The sequence below is a fragment of the Microcoleus sp. B6-A1 genome (assembly GCF_036705085.1).
Taxonomy (GTDB): domain Bacteria; phylum Cyanobacteriota; class Cyanobacteriia; order Cyanobacteriales; family Microcoleaceae; genus Microcoleus.
In genome coordinates this window covers 23,893-47,128 of record NZ_JAUBTU010000006.1, presented here as the reverse complement: position 1 = coordinate 47,128, position 23,236 = coordinate 23,893, and the positions used below count along the sequence as shown (strand labels likewise).

Here is a 23,236-nt window from a genome sequence, read left to right as displayed (position 1 = left end):
CGAGTGTAGCGAAAAATGCAGAACAAACATCAAAAACCCTGGCTAAAAGAAGCGATAATTGTCAGCGCGATCGCCCTCACATTCATCTTACTCCTGCCAGGAATACTCCCAGACGTTCGGCTCAATCAATTAGGGCGATTTTTAGCACTAGCAATTGCCGCCCTCGGCATAGACTTGATTTGGGGATACACAGGTTTACTTAGTTTAGGGCATGGGGTGTTTTTTGCGATCGGCGGCTACGCCTTCGCCATGCACCTAAAATTGCAAATTCCCCCAACCGCCAGCAGTCAATTGCCAGAATTTATGAACCTCTACGGCGTTACCGAACTCCCCTGGTTTTGGCAACCATTTTATTCATTTCCCTTCTCAGCATTAGTAGTAGTTCTCATCCCCGCTATATTGGGCGCACTTTTGGGTTATTTAGTATTCCGCAATCGAATTCGAGGCGTTTACTTTTCAATTCTCACCCAAGCAGCAACCATTGTATTTTTCAACTTCTTTAACGGTCAGCAAAAACTGATTAACGGAACCAACGGACTCACCGACTTTAAGACCTTGTTCGGAGCCACAGTAAATGACCGAGATACTCAATATATTTTCTACATTCTCACCATACTATTTCTAGCAGCAACTTACGCCCTGTGTCGATGGCTGACCAGCGGGCGTTTCGGCCGCCTGTTAGTAGCCATTCGCGACGACGAAGTGCGGCTGCGTTTCTCAGGTTACAATCCCACAGGCTACAAAGTTTTAGTCTTTGCAATTTCCGCCGGTTTAGCCGGGATTGCAGGCGCATTATTTACCGTACAAACCGGAATTATTTCGCCAAAAGCAATGGATATTGCCTTTTCAATTGAAATGGTAATCTGGGTCGCAGTGGGAGGTCGCGCCACATTATCTGGAGCAATACTGGGAGCGCTGCTAGTCAACTTTGGCAAGAGTTTCTTGAGCGAACAATTCCCCGAAGTGTGGCTATTTTTCCAAGGTGCGCTATTCTTAATAGTAGTAACAGTCCTGCCCGACGGCATAGTCGGATGGCTGCAAGATCAAAGTTTCCACCAAATCCGCGCCCTGTTCAGAAAACCGAAGTACGTATCTACTTACCCCAGCCTGGAACAAGACCCCCAAGTGCAGCTCGAAAAAGAAGAACTTGAACATTGAGTGCAAAAATATCGTGTAATTTAGAAGGAGGATGACATAAATAAATGTCACCTACAACAGACAAACAAAGCAATCGCAATAGACTTGGCAAAAGCTGCGTTTATCTCTGTCTGAGGAAACGTAATATATATGTACACCTACTTATAGCAATCCTTGCAGGAGTCGTAAATTTTTTACCCCACCCCAACCCTCCCCTTATCAAGGGGAGGGAGTAATAAATTCACAAATGATGCGAGGATTGCTATAGATATCCGTAGCAAGTAGCTTCGTTCTTTAACTTGAGGGACAACATATGGCAGATATTATTGACTACAAAATCTACGGCGACGATTTGCAACTCATCGAGATTGAACTCGACCCCAGAGAAGGTGTCAGGGCTGAAGCTGGAACCATGACATACATGGAAGGCGACATCCAAATGCAAACATCCACAGGCGGCGGCTTATTTCAAGGTTTCAAACGAATGCTGACAGGAGCTGGTTTTTTCATTACCACCTTTGTCAACGCCGGAAATCGTAAAGCCCGCGTAGCTTTTGCTGCCCCCTATCCGGGTAAAGTAATTCCCCTTGATTTAGGCCAACTTGGCGGTAAATTTTTGTGTCAAAAAGACTCCTTCCTCTGTGCGGCAAATGGCATTGACATTGAGGTAGCATTCACCAAGCGGCTCGGTGCCGGTTTCTTTGGCGGAGAAGGTTTTATTCTGCAAAAATTGCAGGGTGACGGGCTAGCTTTTGTTCATGCGGGAGGAACAATAGTTGAGAAAAATTTGGGAGTTGGCGAAGTGTTGCGAGCGGACACTGGTTGTTTGGTAGCTTTTGCGCCGACTGTAGATTACGATATTCAGTTTGTGGGCGGGTTTAAAAATGCTCTATTTGGCGGCGAAGGCTTGTTTTTAGTCAAGCTAACCGGGCCTGGAAAAGTGTATTTGCAAAGTCTGCCCCTCTCGAAGTTAGCTGAGCGAATTATGGCAGCTTCTCCACCTCCAGTGTCGAGCAGTTCTAGCAGTTTTTCTTGAGAGTAAACATTCAGCAAAAAGTAGTAATGATCGTGTCACAGAAGCGGATAAAATCTGCTTAATAAGGGAGGATATTTGCCTTCCGCACCTACAACAGGTATGGGTTGTTGTCCATTAGTGAGTGAATTGTTAATTATGAATGGAAAAGTATTAGAAATAGAAAACTTGACTGTGAGTTTTGATGGTTTTAAAGCCATCAACGGTTTAAATTTTAGTATGGATGCGGGCGAACTGCGAGTTATAATTGGCCCCAATGGTGCGGGTAAAACAACTTTTCTCGATTCAATTACCGGGAAGGTGCAGCCGACAGAGGGCAGGGTGTTATTTAAGGGACAAAATTTACGCAACTTGTCGGAAGATAGGATTTCGCGATTGGGAATTGGTCGCAAGTTTCAGACGCCGCGAGTTTACTTGAATTTAACGCCACGCGAAAATTTGGAATTGTCTTGCAGCCGCCATAAAAATGTTTTTTCGACTTTGTTCAAGCCTGCTTCGGCTGCTGAAAAACGCACGGTTGCGGGTTTGTTAGAAACAATTGGTTTAGTTGCTAAGGCTGATATTTCGGCGGGTTTGCTTTCTCACGGGGAAAAGCAATGGTTGGAAATTGGAATGTTGGTGGCTCAATCTCCTGATTTGTTGTTGGTAGATGAACCTGTGGCGGGTTTGACGGATGAGGAAACGATGTTAACTGGAGAGTTGCTAATTTCGCTGGCCGAAAGTCATTCGGTGTTGGTAATTGAACACGATATGGAGTTTGTGCGGCAAATTGCGCGGCAGGTGACGGTGTTGCATCAGGGTGCGGTTTTGTGTGAGGGGACTATGGATGAGGTGCAAAATGACGATCGGGTAATTGAGGTATATTTGGGCAAACCTGAAGAGTAAGAAGTCATTAGTCATTAGTCATTAGTCATTAGTCATTAGTTAGTTGACTGTTGTCGATTACCGATTGCCAATTACCAATTATTCATTACTACTCCAAAGAATATGCTACAAGTTTCTAATTTGAATGTTTACTACGGCGAAAGTCACATTTTGCGCGATGTCGATTTAAGCGTAAATGCTGGGCAAATGGTTTGCTTAATCGGCCGCAATGGTGTGGGCAAAACTACGATGCTAAAAACGATTATGGGGTTGCTGCAACCCCGCAGTGGCACTATTGCTTTTGGGGGAGAATCTATTGCTTCTAAGTTGACTTACCAGCGGGCTAGATTAGGCATTGGTTATGTGCCTCAAGGGCGTGAAGTTATTCCACGTTTGACGGTAAAAGAAAATCTTTTGTTAGGTTTGGAAGCGAAACCAACCAAAACCAAAAATCCTGAAGTTCCTGATGAAATTTTTGAGTTATTTCCGGTTTTGAAAACTATGCTCGATCGCCTCGGAGGTGATTTGAGCGGGGGACAGCAGCAGCAGTTAGCTATTGCTAGGGCTTTGATGGGTGAGCCGCAGTTGCTGGTTTTGGATGAGCCTACGGAGGGGATTCAACCGTCTATTATTTTAGACATAGAAGCTGCGGTGCGCCGTGTGGTTGCTACTAGGGGAATTTCTGTTTTGTTGGTGGAGCAACATTTGCATTTTGTGCGGCAAGCTGACTGGTATTATGCTATGCAAAAAGGCGGAATTGTGGCTTCTGGAAGCACTAGCGAGTTGAGTGATGAGGTGATTCAGAGGTTTTTGGCTGTTTGATTTAGAAGGAAGGCACGACACGGATTTTGACGATGACAGCGAGCGCCTCAAAGAGCAAGAAGGGCAAGCGTTTAGATTGGAAAAATGGCCTATTCGTCTGGGTTCGCTTGGTATTCTGCGATCGCAGTTTGGATTTCCTCGGCGGAGACATTTGCTTGTTCTGATTTCGAGTAAATCAGGTGTAAAACAACTTGAGTCGGTGATTCAACTTGATAAATCAAGCGATAACCGCCGCTCTTACCAACTTGGGAATCACTGTTTTTAGCCCGGACTTTGTAAACGGTGTATTGAGTCCCTGTAATCTGGTTTCCTATGAAGTTTCCTTGGATAAGCTCATCAAGGACTGGCTGAATATCGGTTTGAATTTGGCGATACTTTTTAGCGAGTCCTTTGAGGCGACGTTTGAAGAGTAGCGTGAATGTGACTTGGACTGACATATCAGACATTGATACCGTCCCAGAGTTCCGATATGGGAAAGGTTTGTCCCGCTTTGGCTTGGTGGAGGGAGGCTTTCAGATCGGCGAGGATTTGCTCGTTGGAGTCGGTATCTGAGTCAAAATCTGAGTCTAAGTCTGGGGCGATCGCGGATTGTGTCCGACTGGTCAAAAATTCCAGAAATGCCAGCGTTTGCTCTAAAAGTGGCTCAGGAGTCCGTTCGATCGCTTCGAGAAGGCGTTGTTTAATCGGCGACATAAGACTACCTCTATTATTAATTATTTTTCCTGCCGTCTGGCATTGTTGTGCCGGCCATGCTTGCTCGATCGATACTAGCGCCATCTATATTAGCATTGCGGAGATTGGCATCGGAAAGATTGGCATCTCTCAAGTCGGAAAATCGCAGGTCTGCACCGTCTAGATTTGTCTTTGTCAAGTTAGCTTTTCTGAGGTTAGCGTTGCTGATTCTCGCTCCTACTAATTCGGCTCCGCTTAAGTTTGTGCGAGCTAGATTGGTGTTGACAAAATCTGAGATCTCGAAGCGACTACCGCTGAGGTTGGCATCTGATAAATCTGCTCCCGTAAGGATGGGATTTTTTAAGTTAATGTTAACTAATTTTACGGCTCGGAGGTCGCAGCGGGAGCAGCTTTGAGTTAGCAGCAGCGTTTCGACGTTGGCGTTGATTTGGTCGATTTGTTGCTGGGAGAAATTTTCGGCAAATTCTGGGGAGACGTAGCCGAGCTTTTTGGGGTCGTTTGCTTTTGGTTGGGGTGTTTGGATTGGGGGTGTTTGGATTTGTTGGGGTGTTTGGATTTGTTGGGGTGTTTGTGGTTGGGGTGTTGGGATTGTTTGGGGTGTTGGGATTGGTTGGGGTGTTGGGATTGATTGGGGTGTTGGGATTGGTTGGGGTGTTTCTATTTGCCCGATCGCACTTAGTTGCAGCCCCACCTTCGGCAGTTCGAGAGTTGCTGCAAAAATTACTAGGGCGATCGACATTATTGTGAGTTTTTTCATAAACAGCAAGAGTGCAAAAATACTATTGATCTTGTATGATACTCGGAAAAGCGAACGCCCTACATTGAGATAAATAAATCTCAACTTAGATAAAATACTTCGGAACCATCAGGTGTGCGAATTATCTTTTATATTGCTGTTCAACAGTCACTATGTAGCACTCAGTATTTAGCATTCAGTATTTAACAGTAAGCTATGAGAATTTTGTTAGTAGAAGATGACGATCGCATTGCCCAAGCATTAGCAGAAGCCCTCACAGACCAACATTATGCCGTAGACATAGCCGCCGACGGTCAAGAAGGTTGGAACTTTGCAGAAACTTTTACCTATGACTTAATTCTGCTAGATGTGATGCTGCCAAAAATAGATGGAATTAGCCTTTGTCAGCGCTTGCGCCGACAAGGTTTAAAAACCCCCGTGCTCATGCTAACAGCCAGAGACACCAGCAATGATAAAGTCATAGGACTAGATGCCGGAGCAGATGATTATGTCGTTAAACCCTTCGATTTGCCAGAATTAGCAGCAAGAATTAGAGCCTTACTGCGGCGGGGAAGTACAACTTTGCCACCAGTATTAGAGTGGGAAAATCTGCGTTTAAACCCGAATACCTGCGAAGTTACTTATCGCGATAATTTGCTGCATTTTACACCAAAGGAGTACAGTTTGCTAGAATTATTTCTGCGAACAGGAGGGCGCGTTTTAACACGGAGTGCTATCCTAGACCATATATGGGCTTTTGAAGACTCGCCAGGAGAAGAAACCGTAAAAGTTCATCTCCGGGGTTTGCGACAAAAACTGAAAGCAGCAGGCGCACCAGCTAATTTTATTGAGACTATTTATGGCATGGGTTATCGGCTCAACCAAAACCTCTAATCCCCAATTTCAAGCTTTGGGATGGCGTTTATTGCTATCTTACTTAACAGTGATGGTAGCTATTTTAGGAACTTCTGCTATTGCTGTTTATGAATTATTTGCCAGCAGTCTGTATCAAGAATTAGACCAGCGATTGGAGGTTTTGGCTCAAGCAGCTTCTCACAGTTTAGTTGCGATCGAAAAGCAGCATCTTTCAGAAAATCCCGAAAAAAAAGGCGATGAATCTGACCAAGAAAGTGAACAGCGCAATGATGATTTTCAAATTGAACTCAATCGCGAAAAAGTAACTAGCCAGTTAGACAAAGACGGAGACTTAGACATTCCCTGGCAAAATCTGCGGGAACCAGATCAATCTGTAGAATGGTTTAATGAAGCAGGTAAAATGTTAGGAAATTCCGGCAAGACTTTACCGCCTGTACCGATAAAATCGGGTTTCCAAACCATACAAAACGGGGAAATTCGGTCGGCAACAATTCCAGTTTACATTTCTTATGATGATAAGAAACAAGAATTAAAAGGTTATATTCGCACCAGCGAATCTACTAAAGAAGTCGAAGAAGTTCTCAGCAGACTCCGCTGGAATTTGGGTTATGGAAGTATTATTTTCCTGAGCTTGACTGCGGTTGGTGGTTTGTGGCTGACTAAGCAATCTCTCAAGCCAATTGAGGATAGTTTTCAGCAGTTAAAACAATTCACTGCTGATGCTTCTCACGAGTTGAGAAGTCCGCTGACGGCGATTAAAACTTCAGTGGAAGTTATGCAGAGTCATCCAGAGAGAATTCATGCAGCGGATGTTAAGAAAATGGCGGCGATCGCCTCTGCTACTAAACAGATGACTCAGTTAGTTGAAGACTTACTTTTATTAACTAGAATGGATGCACCAGCAGCCAAGATCGCCCGCGAGTGGATAGCGGTGCCGTTAGATGAACTATTAGAGGATTTGCTAGATTTGTGGGAACTGCAAGCTCAAGAAAAGCAAATTATTCTCAAGTCAAATTTAGCCATTAATACGTCTGTAATGGGAGATGCTGCACAGCTAACTCGTTTGTTTTCCAACTTGCTCGGAAACGCAATTCATTACACACCAGCGGGCGGAAGTGTGACTGTTTCTCTGAGCAGACAGAACCGATCGACAATTGTGAGTGTAGAGGATACCGGCATCGGCATTGCTCCAGAAGATGTAAAGTTAGTTTTCGACAGATTTTGGAGAGCAGATAGAGCCAGAAATCGCCGCGAAGGGGGTTTGGGGATGGGATTGGCGATCGCCCAAGCAATTGTCCAAAGCCACCGAGGAGACATTAGCGTTACCAGTCAGCTAGGAATAGGTAGCTGTTTTCAAGTAAAATTCTCCTCAGTAGCTTAAGAGTTGATATTAATAGAAAACCTTAACTCTTCTTCCCAGATTCTCCTTGTTCACCGCTTTCTCCTTGTTCTCCTTTTTCTCCACTTTCCCCGCCCCTCGAAGCTGTCATTGTGACATTACTATCTGTCAACTAAAGTTCAGAAGTGAAACTACTTTTTTTCCGGGGTTTTGGTTTTTTTCCTTCGCCGCTTTCTCCTTGTTCGCCGCCACTGCTACTCATTAAGACGATCGGTTTAACCGGCTTGCTGTTGCTCATCGATGAATTAGCAGCATTACTTAAAAGAGAAATAGGGGAAAATTGATTAACACTGCTATCATTCTGGGATGCGATCGCACTAGCAGCTACAGATGTTAAAACGCAAGCTCCAATGCCGAGCCAAATCTTAGTTTTATTTTGCATCTTTCAAAAAGCCTTATTCTGGGTGATTACTGCTACTATCCCAAAAAAAAGTAAAGAACTCGGAAAGAACCAAAAATATCTAAAAATTGTTTGCACAGACATTACCTTATTGCTGCTACAATGCGAGTCCATTAGCAACCTGTAGGAGTGTCCCAAATGATTATCTGTATGGCAAATCTTCTGACTTCAGAGGAATTAGGATTAATTGTCGATCGCCTAAAAAATGCTGAATTTGTCGATGGGAAGTTAACAGCAGGTTGGTACGCCCAACAAGTAAAAAATAATTCTCAACTAAAAAATGATGCGGCTCCAACTCAGGAACTCAGAAATTTAGTCAATCAAGCACTAAAACGCAATTCTTTATTCCAAATAGCGGCGCGCCCTAAAGCAATTCGTCCCATTATGTTTAGTCGCTATCAAGGAGGAATGTACTACGGGACACATATTGATAATGCGATTATGGGAGATGAAGAACTAATGCGATCGGATTTATCTCTCACTCTATTTCTCAGCGATCCTGCAACTTATACGGGCGGGGAATTAGTGATTGAAAGTACCCAAGGCGAACAAGTTTTTAAACTTGATGCTGGTTCAATGGTTGTTTATCCTACTACAACTTTACACCGGGTGGAACCTGTAACTGAAGGTGAAAGACTAGCGGCGGTGACTTGGGTGCAGAGTTTAGTTCGGGATGCTCATAATCGAGAAATTCTCTTTGATTTGGATACGGTTCGCGATACCCTTTTTCAGAAGTCGGGAAAGACAGCGGAGTTTGACTTGCTATCCAAAAGCATTGCTAATTTGCTGCGAAAATGGGCTGACGTTTAGGTTGAGCAGGACTTACACAAGAGACCAAGGGATAAGGGCAACCACGGGGGATTGCCCCTACATTCACACGAGATATAGATGTCGTGCGTCCAGGACTATTTAGGAGGTTTTGGAGGCGGATGAAATACATTTTAGGTCTTTCCGAGTTCTTTACTTTGTTTTGTCACAGTAATTGTAGATGACTTAAACAACAAGGATCTAACAGATGAGCAACCAAACTAAAATTTGGACAGGCGTGGGACAGTCTTATGTGACACAAGACAATTCTATCGATGTCGATCGAGTATCATCGGAGAGATACCAACTCTCAATTGGCGAAAGTGGGGAAAGTGGTGACAGCAATTCTGGCTACGAAAGTGGCGATGACAGCCGTTACGAAAGTGGTGACAGCAATTCTGGCTACGAAAGTGGCGATGACAGCCGTTACGAAAGTGGCGATGACAGCGGTAACAACATTGGTAACAGCAATTCTGGGTACACAAGTGGCGATGACAGCCGTTACAACATTGGCAACAGCAATTCTGGGTACACAAGTAGTAGCAACGATGATGTATACAAAAATGGTGACAGCAATTCTGGGTACATAAGTAGTAGCAGCGATGATGGATACCAAAATGGTTATCAAACTGGTACTTCAGGGAGTGTTAGTAATTATGGATACGAAAGTGACGGCCATTTCTACGAGAATGAAATTAAAGGTACAGATAGTGATGACAGCTTGACAGGAATTCTTGGCAATAATATTGCTTTAAAAGGAGGCAAGGGCAATGATGTTCTGACTGGCAGCAATGGCAATGATAAACTAGAAGGCGGCAAGGGTTTTGACGCACTTAGCGGCGGTACAGGAAATGATATCGTTGATGGAGGGAAGGGTAAAGATATTCTGACCGGCGGCATGGGTTTGGATTTATTTGAGCTGGAAGGGCGAGGGGCTGCAAATATTTTCGATCTCGCTGATATCATCACGGACTTTCAAAAAGGCGCAGACATACTGAAGTTGAAAGATGGCTTAGGAATTTCTAACATTAATATCACTCAAGGAACTGGAATTTATGCTAGCGATACTCTGTTACAGATAGCAAGTACGGGTCAATATTTGGCAGTGTTGAAAGGAGTTAATGCTGGAAATATTAACGCGGCTGATTTCACTTTTTCATAATGCTAGGATTTGCGCCGAAGCCGGGTTTTTCACAACAGGACTTACCCACTTCGACCAAAGAAACCGGGTTTTTTACCGAATCTGCGGGTAACAACGAAATATTTTCGCAAAAAAACCCGGTTTCTGCCTACCCGTGCGTCCAAAACTATACAAAAGCGAAATATTTTCGCAAAAACCCGGTTTCTGCCTACCCGTGCGTCCAAGACTATCTGATTGGTCAACAACAAAACCTCTAAAAAATAGGAGAATAAATAGATGGCTAGCCTTAATTTTCGCAAACTTCACCGCCAAGTTGCACCGATTATTTTTATCCCTTTACTATTGAGTGCATTAACTGGTGTTACCTATCGGCTCGCACAAAGTTGGTTTGGTATAGAAGATGATGCTGCCGAGATTTTTATGGTAATTCACCAAGGAAGCTATCTCGGAAAGGAACTCAGACCATTTTATGTGCTTTTGCTGGCTTTGGGAGTGATTGGGCTGATAGTCACTGGTTTGACGATGACCAAATTTTTTGGTCGCGCACGCCCTGAAAGACCAGGTGCTAAACTTGATTTTCGTAAGGTTCACCGTATTGCTACACCGATTATTGTCTTGCCTTTAGCAGTCAGTACGGTTACAGGTGTAATCTACCGAGTTGGCAGAAGCTGGTTTAAGATGCCGAAAGAGGTAGGAGAAGTTTTTTTGAATATCCACCAAGGAGAATATTTGGGAGATTTTTTGATGCCAATCTATGTGCTTTTTGTGGGTATTGGTGCGATTTTGCTGCTGGTAACAGGAATCAATATGACTGGTATTTTTCGGAAACGTCGCCCGCAAACAACAGAGGAAGATAGCTAATACCATTTTTTTTTCGGGAATGACTGATGAAGATCGTGGTTTGAATCCTCTCTACAGTTGCATCTTTTTTGGGGAACTGGTATACAATAATTATCTGGTCACTGACCTTTAATTAAGATGATGAATAGAGGTATTGAAACGGAAAAAAAAAGTCTAAACTCAAAAAATGTATGGGACAGTCGGCTACAAGGAAGCCGCACCAGTGCATTTCTCAGTGAAGTATTAAGTAACAGCGGTCACTTTTTAATTCTGAAGAGTTTATCAGACTTGATATTAGCTGGTTTCTTCAAATTTATCACAGATCCAACTGAATATTTACTGATAGTAGCAATGCTTGTTCAGGCTTGGTATCTGTCGAACTCGAAATGCCACCGTTTTTGGGGAAACCTGATCTGCGTTGGTATTTATACGCTGATTGATGTGCCGATAGACGGGCTAGATTTTTTCCAAAATTTTAGTCACATTGTCTTTTGGTTATTTTCTCTGATGATTGCTACTTTGCAAGGATTGCGATTCCATTGGGCTAAGGGTATTGATTATTGGCTGATTCCACTGGAAAGTTTGGTAAGGGCTCTGATGGTGGTAGCTTTTTATGTTGTGATTGGGATGAAATCTCAATATTTAATTGCTAATCTCGAATTAATTGTGACATTTGCGGGGACGGCAACGCATTGGTTTCTTAGTTGGAGTATGGTGTTTATCGGTTTGCTTTTAGGGTTGCAGTCGGTACAGCTTGTCAAACAGAGAAAGCAGCTACAAAAAACTGCTCAACTACTGGGAAATATGGCAGAATGGGGAATGGGAAGTCATGTAGTAGACACAGCGCTTAATAATCCAGCAGGTTTGGCTTTTCAAAAGTGCGATCGCACGATTTTATTTATGGATATTCGCGGTTTTACAAGTTGGTGCGAAAAAACTTCTCCTGAGACAGTTGCAGCGGTTATCAATGAATATTACCGCTGTGTTGAACCATCAGCTTCTCAGTTTCAGCCTTTAAGAATAACATTTACAGCCGATGAAGTTATGGCGATTTATGCTACGCCACAGCAGGGAATTGCTGCGGCTAAATCTATGAGTAAAGCTGCTTTAGAAATGCTTGAATTATATGGAATTGGTGCGGGATGCGGGGTGCATTGCGGGAGCGTTATTGAAGGGCTATTTGGCGGTGAAGATGTTCGGACTTATACGGTGATTGGTGATGTTGTCAATACAGCCAAACGCTTAGAAAGTGCCACGCCTGGTGGTGCGATTACTATTTCTGATGCTGTTTATCAAAGGATGTCACAACATCTAACGGTGGAACCTTGCGAACCGATCGCGGCCAAAGGTAAAACAGCAGCTTTAATTGCATGGCGGTTAATATAGCTAGCCGTCAGGGATTGCGAACACAGAGTAAAAAAGGGCGATATATTCAATCAGAAAACTCTGATTATATCCTCTAGTTAAATAGATCTAAATTTAGATAAAAAACTTCTGTACCGTCTGGCGATCGAATTAACTTTTCTACGGCGTTAGGGAGTTGATCTTGGCGGTACAATTCGGGAATTTCGCAGAAGTTTTCTTCGGATATTTCCAAGATTTTTGGCATATTAGGAACCGGAATTCCCAGGCGATCGCTCTTATTTAAACTGCAAACAATCAGGTAGTTGTTGTCGGGAATAGTCCGGATGCTGGGAAATATTTTAGATAAACTAATCAGCGTAATTAGTTCTTCTTGGTGTCGCACTAAACTTTGACCGCTCTCTAAAAAACCGTAGGGAGTAAAGTCTTTAACAATACGCAGCACTCGTTCTATAGGAACAGCATAGTAGACGTTCCCCAATTCAAACGAAACAAATTTTTTAGGGGCAATTCTAACAGTGGCTTGTTTGTTGCTCCGAAAGCGGCGATTGTAATTGGCGTGAGTCATTCGATTTTAGATTTTAGATTTTAGATTGAAGATTATTGGATTTTAGATTTTAGATTATTCGATTTTAGTAGGTGAGTCGGGTGCGTAGTTTCCACTATTATTCGCGTATTCACTTACTTTTTGCCTAAGTTTTGTTTGAGATTAGAGATTATTTGATAGCAAATTTGAGATGGTGGATTAAATTATTGATTGGTGGATTAATTTGGGGATAGCTTGTAAAAGTTGGGCTTCGCTGTAAGGTTTCGTGAAATATTGATTTGCGCCTAATTCCATTGCCATTTGCCGATGTTTTGCCCCGCTACGGGATGTCAGCATGGCTACAGGAATCTTAGCAAACCGCTCGGTCGATCTGATCGATCGCAACAATTCAAATCCATCCATCCGAGGCATTTCAATATCCACGATCGCCAAACTGCAATCAAGACCATTTTGCAACTTTTCCAGGGCATCCACACCGTCTTTAGCCTGTACCACCCGGTAGCGAGCACGAGTCAGCGTCAGAGACAACAACTGGCGAATTGTATAGGAATCATCCACTACCAAAATCTGCGGTGACTGACTCGAACTCGCCGGCATCTCCTGCACTTTACCGGAGACAGCGGCGATCGAACTATTTACCCCAGGTTGGCCCACCAAATCATCCACATCCAGAATATTCACCACGCGCCCGTCCCCCAAAATCGTAGTCCCCAAAACGCCGCGAGGCTTGGATAGAGGCGGCGGCAAAGGTTTAACCACAATTTCCTGCTGACCGATCAGCCGTTCCACGGCCACCGCCAGCATTCCTTCGGTAGAAGCCAAAACCAGGACAGGAATTTCCTCTTGGGTCAAAGGATCAGGAGAGGGGGCATCCGGCCCGACGACGCTGTATTCGAGCAAATCTTGCATTCTCACCAAACGAATAAATTCCTCCCGCCACCACAGCATTGGTTGATTGCCGGCAATGTGAACTTCCGAGGCTTTAATGTGCAGAATTTCCTCGACTGCATCCAGCGGCACTGCTATTTTATTGTGATCTGTCTTCACCATCAAAGCATCAGTAATCGACAGCAGCAGCGGCAGTTTGATAATAAAACTCGTACCTTTTCCGAGGCGAGAGTCTACCTTCACAGTCCCCCGCACAGTCCGCAAATTTGTTCGCACCACGTCGAGTCCTACTCCCCGCCCCGAAAGGTCGCTGACCCCTTCTGTAGTGCTGAAACCCGGCCAAAACAGAAAATCGTAGAGTTCGGCAATGGAAAATTCTTGAGCTTGTTCCTCCGTCGCCAAACCCTTTGTGACAATTTTACGGCGAATCATTTCCGGGTCAATGCCTTTGCCGTCATCGGCGACAGTAATAATAGTTTGGCCGCCTTGGTGGCGGGCTTCTATTTCTATTTGACCGCTGGCCGACTTGCCGCTTGCTTTCCGAACTTCTGGCATTTCGATGCCGTGGTCGAAAGCGTTTCTCACTAAGTGTATTAAGGGGTCGCGCAAAGCATCGAGCAAACTTTCGTCAATTTTGGTATCTCTTCCCACTAGCAGCAGGTTGACATCTTTATCGTATGTGAGGCACATCTCCCGCAGGGCTCTGGGCAAGTGATCGACGGCGCGACTGAAACTTACGACTCGCAACTGCATGACGCGGCTGCGTAGTTGTTCGGTAATGCGGCGCAGTTGGTCGGTACTGCGCTCGAATTTCATGGCTAAGGTGTCTAATTTGGTGGCGGATTGAGAAATTGCTTGGGCAGTTTCGATGACTTCTGCGGCTGTCGAGTGGAACTCTGTATAACGATCCATCTCTAAGATATCGAAGTGAGCATGAACCGGAGAGGATTTGCCGTTAGCAATCATTGGGAATTCTGTTTCTGCTGCAAGTTTTCCCACTCCAGAGTTTCCGTTTCCCCCTCTCCACTCTGCAAAGCTCAGTCTGTCGTATTCTTCTCGCAACTGACCGCCGAATTGGTTTAAATCTACGATACTGCGGCGGATGCGCTTGACTTCGCCGCGCAGTTCGGATTCTTGAAGTTCTAAATTTGTACGGTTGATGACTAATTCCCCGACTAGATTCACCAATTCAGTTAAGCGTTCTAAGTCTACCCGGATTGTCGGTCTTTGCGGGTTGGGGACTGGGAGAGTCGGGGAGGGGGAGATTTCGGGGAGAGTGGGAGAGGGGGAGAGGGGGAGAGTGGGAGAGGGAGAGTCGGGGGGAGTGGGGGAGATTTCGGGGATGTCGATCGCCCTTCCTTCCAATATTTGTTGGCGTGCGGTTTGCAAGTTTTGGGCGATCGCCCAACCGTGGGATTGCAACCGTTGTACAGTCAAGTCGGGAGAGTCAATCAAATCTCTGAGGGCTGCGGCGACTTTGCCAAAATCCGGCAATTGCAGCATTCCAGCCAAACCGGAAAGTTGGTAGTAAACCTGGTTGAGGGCGGTGACGCTTGTTGCCAAATCTGCCTCGGAAGCTTGGGAAAGCTCGGTTTCTAGGCGATTGAAGAGTGTCGGCACTTGGTGTTCAAAAATCTGTTTCAGGGTTTCCGGGGCGGGCGATTGGCTGACTGCGAGGACTGGCTGCTGTTCTGACTTGCCGTACTTGGCCTGGAATTCCGAGAAAATTCGGGCGATCGCCTCCAAGTTTTCGGTTTGATCCGGAGTTGTGACATCGGAGTGTTGAACTGATTCGATCGTAATCTTTTTGAGAGCATCCACCCCCTGCAGCAAAACACTCACAGTAGTCGGTTCCAGGGCCGCCAAGTCTGTGCGATCGCGCAAAATGACAAAACAGTCCTCCAGCGTGTGAGCCGCCGCCGACACGTTTTGAAAGCCCAACATCGAACCCGCACCTTTAATCGAGTGAGCCGCCCGAAACATTTCTTTAACTGCCGCTTGTCGCTCTTTCAAACCCGCAGCTTCCATCGCCAGCAGATTCGTCTCCATTGACTGGAGAAACTCTTCGCATTCTGCGGTAAAAGCATCTATTAATTCGTTTAAATCGTCATCATTCATATTAAATTAGTCATTGGTTAGCAGTCATTAGTCATTAGTCAGTTCTTAGATTATGTCCGGTTCATTTCAACCCGCACCACTCAAATAATCTGGTGAAACCGGGTTTCTTCCTAGATTTATCGTACTCAACCCAAATTTTTCGGAGAAACCCGGTTTCTTGCCCCAACGACAGAAATGCGAGCGCACTTTTTGCGTTGGGAGAGGGGGCGGGTTTATGCAGATTGTCGGTAATAATTCAAGATTTTTGATGAACCCGCCCCTACAGAATTGTGGTATTTAACCGGATTTAATATGACCAATGACTAATGACTAATGACGAATAACTAACTGCGGAAATTCGCCACCGACTTTTGCAATTGGCCCAGAGAACCAGACAACTCGTCCAAAGATGCTTTGACATCCGCACCTTTTTGTGCGGTAGTATTCGCAATCTCGTTGACTTGCTGCATACTGTTAGCAATTCCCTCAGCCGAAACAGTTTGCTTGGCAGATGCAATAGTAATATTCTGCACCAAAGCATTCATTTCTCGACTAACTTCGATGATGGCATTGAGGTGAGTTTTAGCTTCGCTTGCTAGCTTAGTGCCTTCCACTACCTCCAGCGTCCCGGATTCCATTGCCTTCATCACGCGGCTGATTTCTTCTTGAATTGTACCGACAATTTCCGAGATTTCCTCCGTAGCGCCGGCGGATCTTTCTGCTAATTTCCGCACTTCTTCGGCAACAACTGCAAAGCCTAAACCTTGTTCGCCGGCTCGCGCCGCCTCAATAGTAGCATTCAAAGCTAATAAATTAGTTTGCGAAGCAAGTTGAGAAATCGAAGTCACAATTTTGCCAATTTGCTGCGAAGATTCGCCCAAACGCTTCATCATTTTCGAGGTAGAGGCGATCGTCAACCGGAGCCCGTTAATGCCTTCGACAGCTCGATCGACCGCCATACCGCCGACTTCAGCCGTTTGAGAAGACTGCTGAGCCACTGTTTCCGCCCGCACCGAAACATCTCGCACGTCACGGATCGAATTCACAATCCGCTCGATTTCGCGCATGATGGCAGATATTTTTGCTGCCTGAATTTCTGCCTGTTGGGTGAGTTGACTGGTATTATTAATCGACTCGCCGGTGGCAGATGTTACCTGTTCGGCTAAAGTTTGAATTCCTGTTACCACTTTCCGCAGAGAACCGATTAAGAAGTTGAAAGAGTCGGCGACAGCACCTAAAACGTCGTTAGTCACTTCCGCCCTGACTGTCAAGTCGCCTTGAGCCGCGCCTTTAATTTCTCCCAACAATTTAAGGACTTGCTGCGTCAGAGAATCAGCTTCAGCTTTACGTTCTGCTGCCAATTTTCCTAGTCGTTCTTCTGCCTCTTTGCGCTCGGTGATGTCAAAGCGGATGGCGATATATTTGACTATTTGGCCGCTGGTATCAAAGATGGGGGAGATCGTCGAATCTACCCAATAAAACGAGCCATCTTTGCGTCGGTTTTTGACTTCCCCTTTCCACACCAAACCGCGAGAAATTTTCACCCACATTTCTTCAAAAAATGATTGGGGATGGTAGCCTGAATTGACGAGGCGGTGGTTGCGGTGCAGGAGTTCTCCCATGCTGTAACCGGAGATTTCAATGAATCGGTCGTTGACGTAGGTAATGATGCCTTGGAGATCAGTTTCGCTGACGATCGCCGATTCGTCTAGGGCATTTTGCCGCGTTTTGAGTTCTTGCAGCAAACGTTCCTGTGCCTCGGCCAACTGCTGCATTCGCTGCTGGGATGCTCTTTGTTCGGTGACATTGCGGCAAACGACTACGCCGCCTTTAAGCGCCCCCGTTTCGTCTTTGAGCGGCCGACCGTTAACTTTCACCCACACGCCGTCAGGCTTGCGTGCGTGGCGGGTGAAAAGGTCTACATCGTCAACTACTTCTCCTCGAACCGTCCGCGCTAAAGGTATTTCGGCTGGGGGATAGGGAGTTACGGTATCGGGCAAGAATAAACCGTATTTTGCCGACCATTCGTTGGGAAGAGTGTCTGTCGCACCCTTGCCAAAGATATCTTCGGCGGCGGGGTTGAATAAAAGAAAATTGCTATTTTCGTCGGCAGCAATTATGCCGTCGCCAATGCTGTTTATTAGCAGTTGCAAGAGATTGCTTTGCTGCCGAAATTGGCCTTCGGATCGGGCTAATTGGGCTGTTGTTTCTTGTAATTGATTAAGTGCCTGTTTGCTTTCGGTAACGTCGCGAGCGACTGCATACATGAGCTTTTGTTCGGTTTCAGGTCGCACTTTCCACGACAGCCACCTGTAGGAACCGTCTTTGCAACGGTAGCGATTTTCATAAGACTTTAATTCGGAGCCGCTGGCTACTTTTTCCGCTTGTTCGAGGGTTGATTGGCGATCGTCTGGATGGACTAAATCGATATAATAGTTGTCTTCGAGTTCAAGCGCCGCGTAGCCGAGTGTCTTTTCCCAAGACGGATTGATGCGCTTGAATTTGCCTTCAAAATCTATAATACAAACCAAGTCTAGGGAAAGGGTAAAAAATCGATCGCGCTCTACTTCTGCTTTTTTGCGATCGGTAATTTCGATCGCCACAACCCCGATACCGATGGGTTTGCCGTCAGATCCGGGCAAAGGAAAGTATGACGCCAGCCAATCTCGCAGGACGCCCGGTTCGTTGAAGAGTGATCCCGACACCTCAAGGTTTAACAACGGTTGGTTGGTGGCGAGAATCTGCTGCAACATCGGCACTTGGGTATCGCTCATTTCGGGTAGAACTTCCCTCACCGTCTTACCGAAGTGTTCGGCAACTGAGACGCCGGTGGTTGCCGCTAATTTCTCGTTGACTTGCACGAAGCGCAACTGCTCGTCAAAAATACACATTGAGGTGGGGGCGGCTGCGAAAAATGCGTCAAAGCGACTTTGACGCACAACTAATTCTCGTTCTAGGGCTTTGCGATCGCTGATGTCACGGCCTTCTGGAATGAGCATCAAGACTTTGCCGCTCTCGTCTGTAATGGGTTTGATGGAGAAGTCAACGGTCGCCACTGCACCGTTGGCAACTAGCACATCCACTTCGTAACGGACTACCTCGCCGGCTGCGGCTGCGGCGATCGCTTCTTGTATCTGTTGCTTGGTTTCCGGGGAAATCTGCCACCACAGGGTTTCGGAAAACGGAGTGCCTATGATTTCTTCGCTCCGAAGGCCTGCGGCGGCCAAGGCTGTTTGGTTGGCTTCCAAAACGGTGCCGTCCGGTTTGAGCAGACCTATGAATTGGAACGATTGGTCGAAAATGGCTCGGAATAGTCTTTCGCGATCGCGCACCATCTCTTCTGCGCGTTTGCGATCGCTGATGTCGCGAGTAACTGTTGCGAACCCCATAGGCTCATCGGTTTCTGGGTGTTTGACTGTAAATAGGGTGAAGTCAACCGGAAAGTCTTCGCCGGTTTGAAAGTTCCTCAAACGGAATTCACCCTGCCAAAAACCGTCTCGCACAGTAGCCGGCACGATTTCTTCTTTGAAAATTTTACCATTTTCTACTGAGAAGAAGTCATACATACTTTTGCTTTTGACTTCTTCAATATTTAGCAATCCTGCTAGTTTCATTCCCGCGACATTCAGGTATGTTGCCTCTCCCTCCATGGTGGCCGTGCCGATAAAATCCGAGCTACTTTCTACGAGCGAAATCAATCTTTGCTTTTCGATTTCGGCTTGCTTGCGCTCCGTGATGTCGTTGTTAGTTTCTAAAATTGCTTTCGGTTTTCCCTGTTCGTCTCGCTGCAAATTCCAGCGACTGAATACGGTAATTTTGGTAGCAGAATTGGTGGTGTCAATTACTTCTCCTTCCCAATAATCCTGCTCTTCTAACTGTGCCGAAATAGCTGCTAAAGGCTGGGGGAAAATGGTGTGCAATAGAGTATGGCTGATTTTCCCCAAGGCTTCTTTTTTTGTCCAGCCGTACATCCGTTCGGCTCCCTGACTCCAATAATTAATCGTGCCGTCCATATCCCGAACGATCAAGGCCTCGCTGGCGAGGTCGAGCATTTGCAAGTTCTGCTGCAAGGCTTGTTCTACGCGCTTGCGTTCTGTAATGTTGCGGGCGATCGTTGAGAGAAATTCAATTTCTCCCTTCTCGGATTTGTGAGCAATAATTACTTGAGAAACTGGTATTTCTTCGCCGTCTAAACTCTGCCAAACTGTCTCGCCACTCCACACCCCGTCCCGGCAAGCTGCGGGGATGCCGACGTTCACAACAGTGTCGATACTTTTGGGGGATGTCAGGTCAGAAATGCTGATTCCGGTTAAATCTGCGTCAGAGCCAACTCCCAACATTTCTCTGGCTGCGCGGTTGATATAAATGGTGCGCTGTTGGGTGTCGGCGATGCCTACCCAGTCTGTTGTGGTTTCTAAAATTGCTTTGAAACGCAATAGTTCTTGTTCAGATTTGCGGCGCTGTGTGATGTCGCGCGCCAAGCCGAGCATTCCTAAAATATTGCCTTCTGCATCCTTGAGGGGCAATTTCTGGGTGTCGAAGGTGTGTACTTTGCCGTCGGCTAAGGTGGCTAAGTCGTTGGAGGCAGGCGCGAGGTGGTTGTCGGCCCGGAAGTTTTGGATTTGGTTCTGGGAATCGGTTTCGGCGTGGAAGTTGGCGAAGATTCGATCGACCGATATGCCGATTTCTGCGTCGTCTTTGCCGATAATTTCTGCTTGAGTTTTGCCGAAGGCGGCGGCGAAACCAGCATTGACTAGGGTGTAGCGCAAGTTTCGATCTTTGACAAAAATGCAGTCTGGCGTAGCATCAATGACTGTTCGCAGCAAGTTTTGGGAGCTTTCTACTTCTGCCAGTGTCTGCCGCAGTTGTTCTTCCATTTCCACGCGATTGGTGATATCTCTAATCGCGGCAACGAGAAATTGTCTGCCGTCGGCATCTACAAAGGTAGATTTTTTGGCGGAGACAAAGCGGGTGTTTCCTGCTGGGTCTGTAATGGTTTTTTGGACTTCGATGCTGGTATTTGTCAACAAAACTAATTCGTCTTTTTCTCGATATTTCTCTGCTTCCTCTTTGGGCAAGAACTGGTCGTAGGATTTGCCAATTAGTTCTTCTCTGCTATGACCGAGGTATTGACAAAAGGCATCATTTAATATGATCCAGCGGTGCTGTTGGTCTTTGACATAAATCGGGTCGGGGATGCTGTTGAGGATGTTGTTTAAGAATTGTTCTGAGGCTTTTAATTGCTCTTGGGCTGCGGTGCGATCGCGAATTTCCTGTTCCAATTGGGCGTTAGTTTGCAGGATCTGCTCGGTTCTTTCATTCACTCGCTGCTCTAGTTCTGCGGTTAGCTGCTGCAATGCGGCTTCTGTCTGTTTGCGCTGGGTAATGTCGCGGCCTTCGGCGAGGATTTGAAATACTTCTCCTGTTTCATTTAACAGCGGCTTAAACGACACGTCAATTACTGTCACATGGTTGTTGGGGCCGGTGATTTCGTATTCTTCGCGGACAAACTTGCCGGCAGAGACTTGTTTAATGTTTGTTTTTAGGCGCTGCTGATTGGTTGGAGATGATGCCCACCCTGGTGTCAGCCAAAATTTCAGCCCCAGCAGTTCTGATGCTTGGAAATCGCCCAATTCTAGCGCCGTCTGATTTGCTTCGATCAGAGTACCGTCTGGCTCCAATAATGCGATCGCTTGAAAAGCTTGGTCAAAAATTGCGTGAAATTGCTGGGTAGTTTCGCTCAGTGCTTGTTCTGTTTCTTTTTTAGAGCTCAGGATTTGCTTGGAACCTACTAAGAATCCGTAGCGGTTGGACAAACTCAAAAAAACGAGTGCCGCCATTACAGTTATCCAATCGAACACACTTTGTGCCACCGGAGAGTGTGGCAGCCCTAGGTATTCGGCGGCGTGGCCGCTGTGGCCGAAAGCGCAGCTCCAAAATATGGCTGCTGTGGCTGTGGCGAAGATGTCGAACCCGAATTGACGGTTTCGCCACAAACCTAAGCTGATTATCCAGGCGATGGCAAAGTAAGACACACAAATGATGCAATTAGCAGTTCCAGCTACCACCGATTGGGAAAAGTCAGGCAATGTCAGGGTGAAAGTCGTTGCGAGCCAGGTATAGAGAAGTTCGATCATAAAATTAAGGATGGGCAAATCGGATGCGGGCGATCGTTAGTTAATATTATTGATGCACAGCCGTTGCAGACTTATCTTTATTGTTGATTTTTACCAGCGTTCGGAATGGGCGATCGCTTCTACATCGACAATCATTAGCAAGCGTCCTTCGGAATTGTACAGACCTTTTAAGAATGGAGCTAGGTCGGGACTGACATCTAGTGCTGAGACAATACGATCAGGATTGAGAGGTAAAACTCCTTCGACGCGGGAGACGGCTAATCCCAGGCGCATTTTCGAGAACAATCTCACGTCTCGTGGATCAGGCGCTTCTACCACTAAGATGCGACTGTTTGGGTGGTAGGTGTCAACAGACTCAATACCGACAAACAGTCCAAAGTCTGCTGCTGCTAAGATTTCGCCCCGCAAGTTGGTTAATCCCAGCAAAAATGGCTGGGTATTGGGAACCAGGGAAATCGGTTGTTCCTTGAGGGAAAGGACTTCCCGCACTGCCTCTAACTCTATGCCGAACAGACTGCCTCCTTGACCGAACAGGAGAAATTGCTTTGTTGCACTTGTCTGATGCCCCCCAGCGGGGGGAGCCGTTATTTTCATGGCTTAATTTTTAGTTTCTAGTGTAGCTTACAAATTAAAGTTTTGCTTTGACCCTAAAGCCGATCGCCGATCGAGTTTTTCAGCATCACTTTGGGTGCCTCAAATGTTTCCGTTAAATAAATCCAGGCTGGGCAAATAAGCTGGTTTTTATCATTAAACATAAACTTTTATGGAATTCAAAAACCCAGTTTATTAAAAAAAAACGGGGTTTGTCGGTATAATGTTTTTTGGGAAGCCGCCGATGGCTTATATTCGGTTTACGCTGAAAGCAGGCGCTGCACTATGTGGACGAGTTGTTGAGGTTCAAAGGGTTTGCTGACGTAAGCGTCGGCCCCTAAATCAGTTCCCCAAGCTTTATCGATCTCGGTGTTTTTATGAGTACAAAATACTACGGGCAATTTGGCAGTTGTGCGATCGCCCCGCAATTCTCTGATCACTTCAAACCCGTTCATTCGTGGCATCACTACATCTAAAACGACCAAAGCCGGAGGGGTTTTGCGGATCATGGCGATCGCTTCTTCGCCGTCGCCTGCCCGGATTACATCCAGTCCGGCATCTTGAAGAATGCGGCAGATAATTTCTAGTTCGCTCTTAACGTCGTCCACTACTAAAATTTTGGACATGATTCCCCACTTCCTTGCTGTTATTGACAGCGGACTACGTTTATTCAGAAGCTGACGCGATCGGCGGCGATGAGACTAGACCGCTTTGCGGACAAATTAATGTACTTCCAAATACAATATAGCTGATCGTATGGCTGAACGTTAGGTGTCTGCGATAAAAAGCGATAAAAATTTACTTTACTAACGGAATCGCTGTATAAATTAATCGGAAATTACTAATTGATTCTTGGTGATTCGCTG

General features: G+C 45.9%; 19 protein-coding genes. 10 read left to right on the top strand and 9 right to left on the bottom strand.

Annotated features, from left to right (window positions below; genetic code table 11):
* Window positions 1-15 precede the first annotated feature (15 nt).
* The 4 genes from urtC to urtE all read left to right on the top strand — a co-directional run bounded on the left by urtC (window position 16) and on the right by urtE (window position 3,856).
* Complete coding sequence (urtC, locus tag QUB11_RS03415) at window positions 16-1,158, top strand: urea ABC transporter permease subunit UrtC (RefSeq protein ID WP_333389760.1); 1,143 nt, start codon at window positions 16-18, stop codon at window positions 1,156-1,158.
* A gap of 292 nt (window positions 1,159-1,450) precedes the next feature.
* Window positions 1,451-2,173 carry a TIGR00266 family protein gene (locus tag QUB11_RS03410; protein ID WP_333389759.1) on the top strand — a complete coding sequence of 241 codons (723 nt, stop codon included), beginning with the start codon at window positions 1,451-1,453 and terminating at the stop codon, window positions 2,171-2,173.
* Between the two features lie 135 nt (window positions 2,174-2,308).
* Window positions 2,309-3,055 (top strand): urea ABC transporter ATP-binding protein UrtD, encoded by a 747-nt coding sequence (urtD, locus tag QUB11_RS03405; RefSeq protein ID WP_333389757.1) that lies wholly within the window; start codon window positions 2,309-2,311, stop codon window positions 3,053-3,055.
* A 102-nt stretch (window positions 3,056-3,157) separates the two neighbouring features.
* Entirely contained in the window at window positions 3,158-3,856 is a 699-nt protein-coding gene (urtE, locus tag QUB11_RS03400) for an urea ABC transporter ATP-binding subunit UrtE (protein WP_333101929.1), read from the top strand.
* 89 nt (window positions 3,857-3,945) lie between these two features.
* Here the strand turns inward: urtE and QUB11_RS03395 are convergent, their stop codons facing one another.
* From QUB11_RS03395 to QUB11_RS03385, 3 genes are read right to left on the bottom strand one after another with little or no spacing between them, the layout of a single operon-like run.
* The gene (locus QUB11_RS03395; protein WP_333101930.1) at window positions 3,946-4,293 is read right to left on the bottom strand and encodes a type II toxin-antitoxin system mRNA interferase toxin, RelE/StbE family; all 348 of its coding nucleotides are present in this window, start codon (window positions 4,291-4,293) and stop codon (window positions 3,946-3,948) included.
* 1 nt (window position 4,294) lies between these two features.
* The gene (locus QUB11_RS03390; RefSeq protein ID WP_333200362.1) at window positions 4,295-4,549 is read right to left on the bottom strand and encodes a hypothetical protein; all 255 of its coding nucleotides are present in this window, start codon (window positions 4,547-4,549) and stop codon (window positions 4,295-4,297) included.
* A gap of 16 nt (window positions 4,550-4,565) precedes the next feature.
* Window positions 4,566-5,306 (bottom strand): pentapeptide repeat-containing protein, encoded by a 741-nt coding sequence (locus tag QUB11_RS03385; protein ID WP_333200364.1) that lies wholly within the window; start codon window positions 5,304-5,306, stop codon window positions 4,566-4,568.
* A gap of 195 nt (window positions 5,307-5,501) precedes the next feature.
* Here QUB11_RS03385 and QUB11_RS03380 point away from each other — a divergent pair, with 195 nt between their 5' ends.
* Together QUB11_RS03380 and QUB11_RS03375 are read left to right on the top strand one after the other, a co-directional pair.
* The gene (locus QUB11_RS03380) at window positions 5,502-6,179 is read left to right on the top strand and encodes a response regulator transcription factor (RefSeq protein ID WP_333200366.1); all 678 of its coding nucleotides are present in this window, start codon (window positions 5,502-5,504) and stop codon (window positions 6,177-6,179) included.
* Entirely contained in the window at window positions 6,145-7,542 is a 1,398-nt protein-coding gene (locus QUB11_RS03375) for an ATP-binding protein (protein ID WP_333389755.1), read from the top strand. Before QUB11_RS03380 ends, QUB11_RS03375 begins: the two co-directional genes overlap by 35 nt.
* Window positions 7,543-7,672: 130 nt before the next feature.
* On the opposite strand, the gene QUB11_RS03370 is transcribed toward QUB11_RS03375, so the two are convergent.
* A complete protein-coding gene (locus tag QUB11_RS03370; RefSeq protein WP_333389753.1) occupies window positions 7,673-7,942 on the bottom strand; it encodes a hypothetical protein in 270 nt (89 codons plus the stop codon).
* 168 nt (window positions 7,943-8,110) lie between these two features.
* On the opposite strand from QUB11_RS03370, the gene QUB11_RS03365 reads away from it, so the two are divergent.
* The 4 genes from QUB11_RS03365 to QUB11_RS03350 all read left to right on the top strand — a co-directional run bounded on the left by QUB11_RS03365 (window position 8,111) and on the right by QUB11_RS03350 (window position 12,134).
* Window positions 8,111-8,770 carry a Fe2+-dependent dioxygenase gene (locus QUB11_RS03365; RefSeq protein ID WP_333256924.1) on the top strand — a complete coding sequence of 220 codons (660 nt, stop codon included), beginning with the start codon at window positions 8,111-8,113 and terminating at the stop codon, window positions 8,768-8,770.
* A 205-nt stretch (window positions 8,771-8,975) separates the two neighbouring features.
* Window positions 8,976-9,929, top strand: coding sequence for a calcium-binding protein (locus QUB11_RS03360; RefSeq protein ID WP_333389751.1), 954 nt, complete (start codon window positions 8,976-8,978; stop codon window positions 9,927-9,929).
* A gap of 255 nt (window positions 9,930-10,184) precedes the next feature.
* Window positions 10,185-10,769: a PepSY domain-containing protein gene (locus tag QUB11_RS03355; RefSeq protein ID WP_333200376.1), complete on the top strand. Its 585-nt coding sequence runs from the start codon at window positions 10,185-10,187 to the stop codon at window positions 10,767-10,769.
* Window positions 10,770-10,886: 117 nt separating this feature from the next.
* On the top strand, window positions 10,887-12,134 hold the full coding sequence (locus QUB11_RS03350; protein ID WP_333389749.1) for an adenylate/guanylate cyclase domain-containing protein: 1,248 nt from the start codon (window positions 10,887-10,889) through the stop codon (window positions 12,132-12,134).
* A gap of 73 nt (window positions 12,135-12,207) precedes the next feature.
* Here the strand turns inward: QUB11_RS03350 and QUB11_RS03345 are convergent, their stop codons facing one another.
* The 5 genes from QUB11_RS03345 to QUB11_RS03325 all read right to left on the bottom strand — a co-directional run bounded on the left by QUB11_RS03345 (window position 12,208) and on the right by QUB11_RS03325 (window position 22,996).
* A complete protein-coding gene (locus QUB11_RS03345) occupies window positions 12,208-12,678 on the bottom strand; it encodes a chemotaxis protein CheW (RefSeq protein WP_333200380.1) in 471 nt (156 codons plus the stop codon).
* A gap of 177 nt (window positions 12,679-12,855) precedes the next feature.
* Complete coding sequence (locus QUB11_RS03340; protein WP_333200382.1) at window positions 12,856-15,663, bottom strand: hybrid sensor histidine kinase/response regulator; 2,808 nt, start codon at window positions 15,661-15,663, stop codon at window positions 12,856-12,858.
* A 323-nt stretch (window positions 15,664-15,986) separates the two neighbouring features.
* On the bottom strand, window positions 15,987-21,779 hold the full coding sequence (locus QUB11_RS03335; protein WP_333200384.1) for a PAS domain S-box protein: 5,793 nt from the start codon (window positions 21,777-21,779) through the stop codon (window positions 15,987-15,989).
* Window positions 21,780-21,869: 90 nt separating this feature from the next.
* On the bottom strand, window positions 21,870-22,373 hold the full coding sequence (locus tag QUB11_RS03330; protein ID WP_333389747.1) for a chemotaxis protein CheW: 504 nt from the start codon (window positions 22,371-22,373) through the stop codon (window positions 21,870-21,872).
* A gap of 257 nt (window positions 22,374-22,630) precedes the next feature.
* Window positions 22,631-22,996, bottom strand: a complete 366-nt coding sequence (locus tag QUB11_RS03325; protein WP_333080153.1) for a response regulator — start codon at window positions 22,994-22,996, stop codon at window positions 22,631-22,633.
* Window positions 22,997-23,236: the final 240 nt, after the last annotated feature.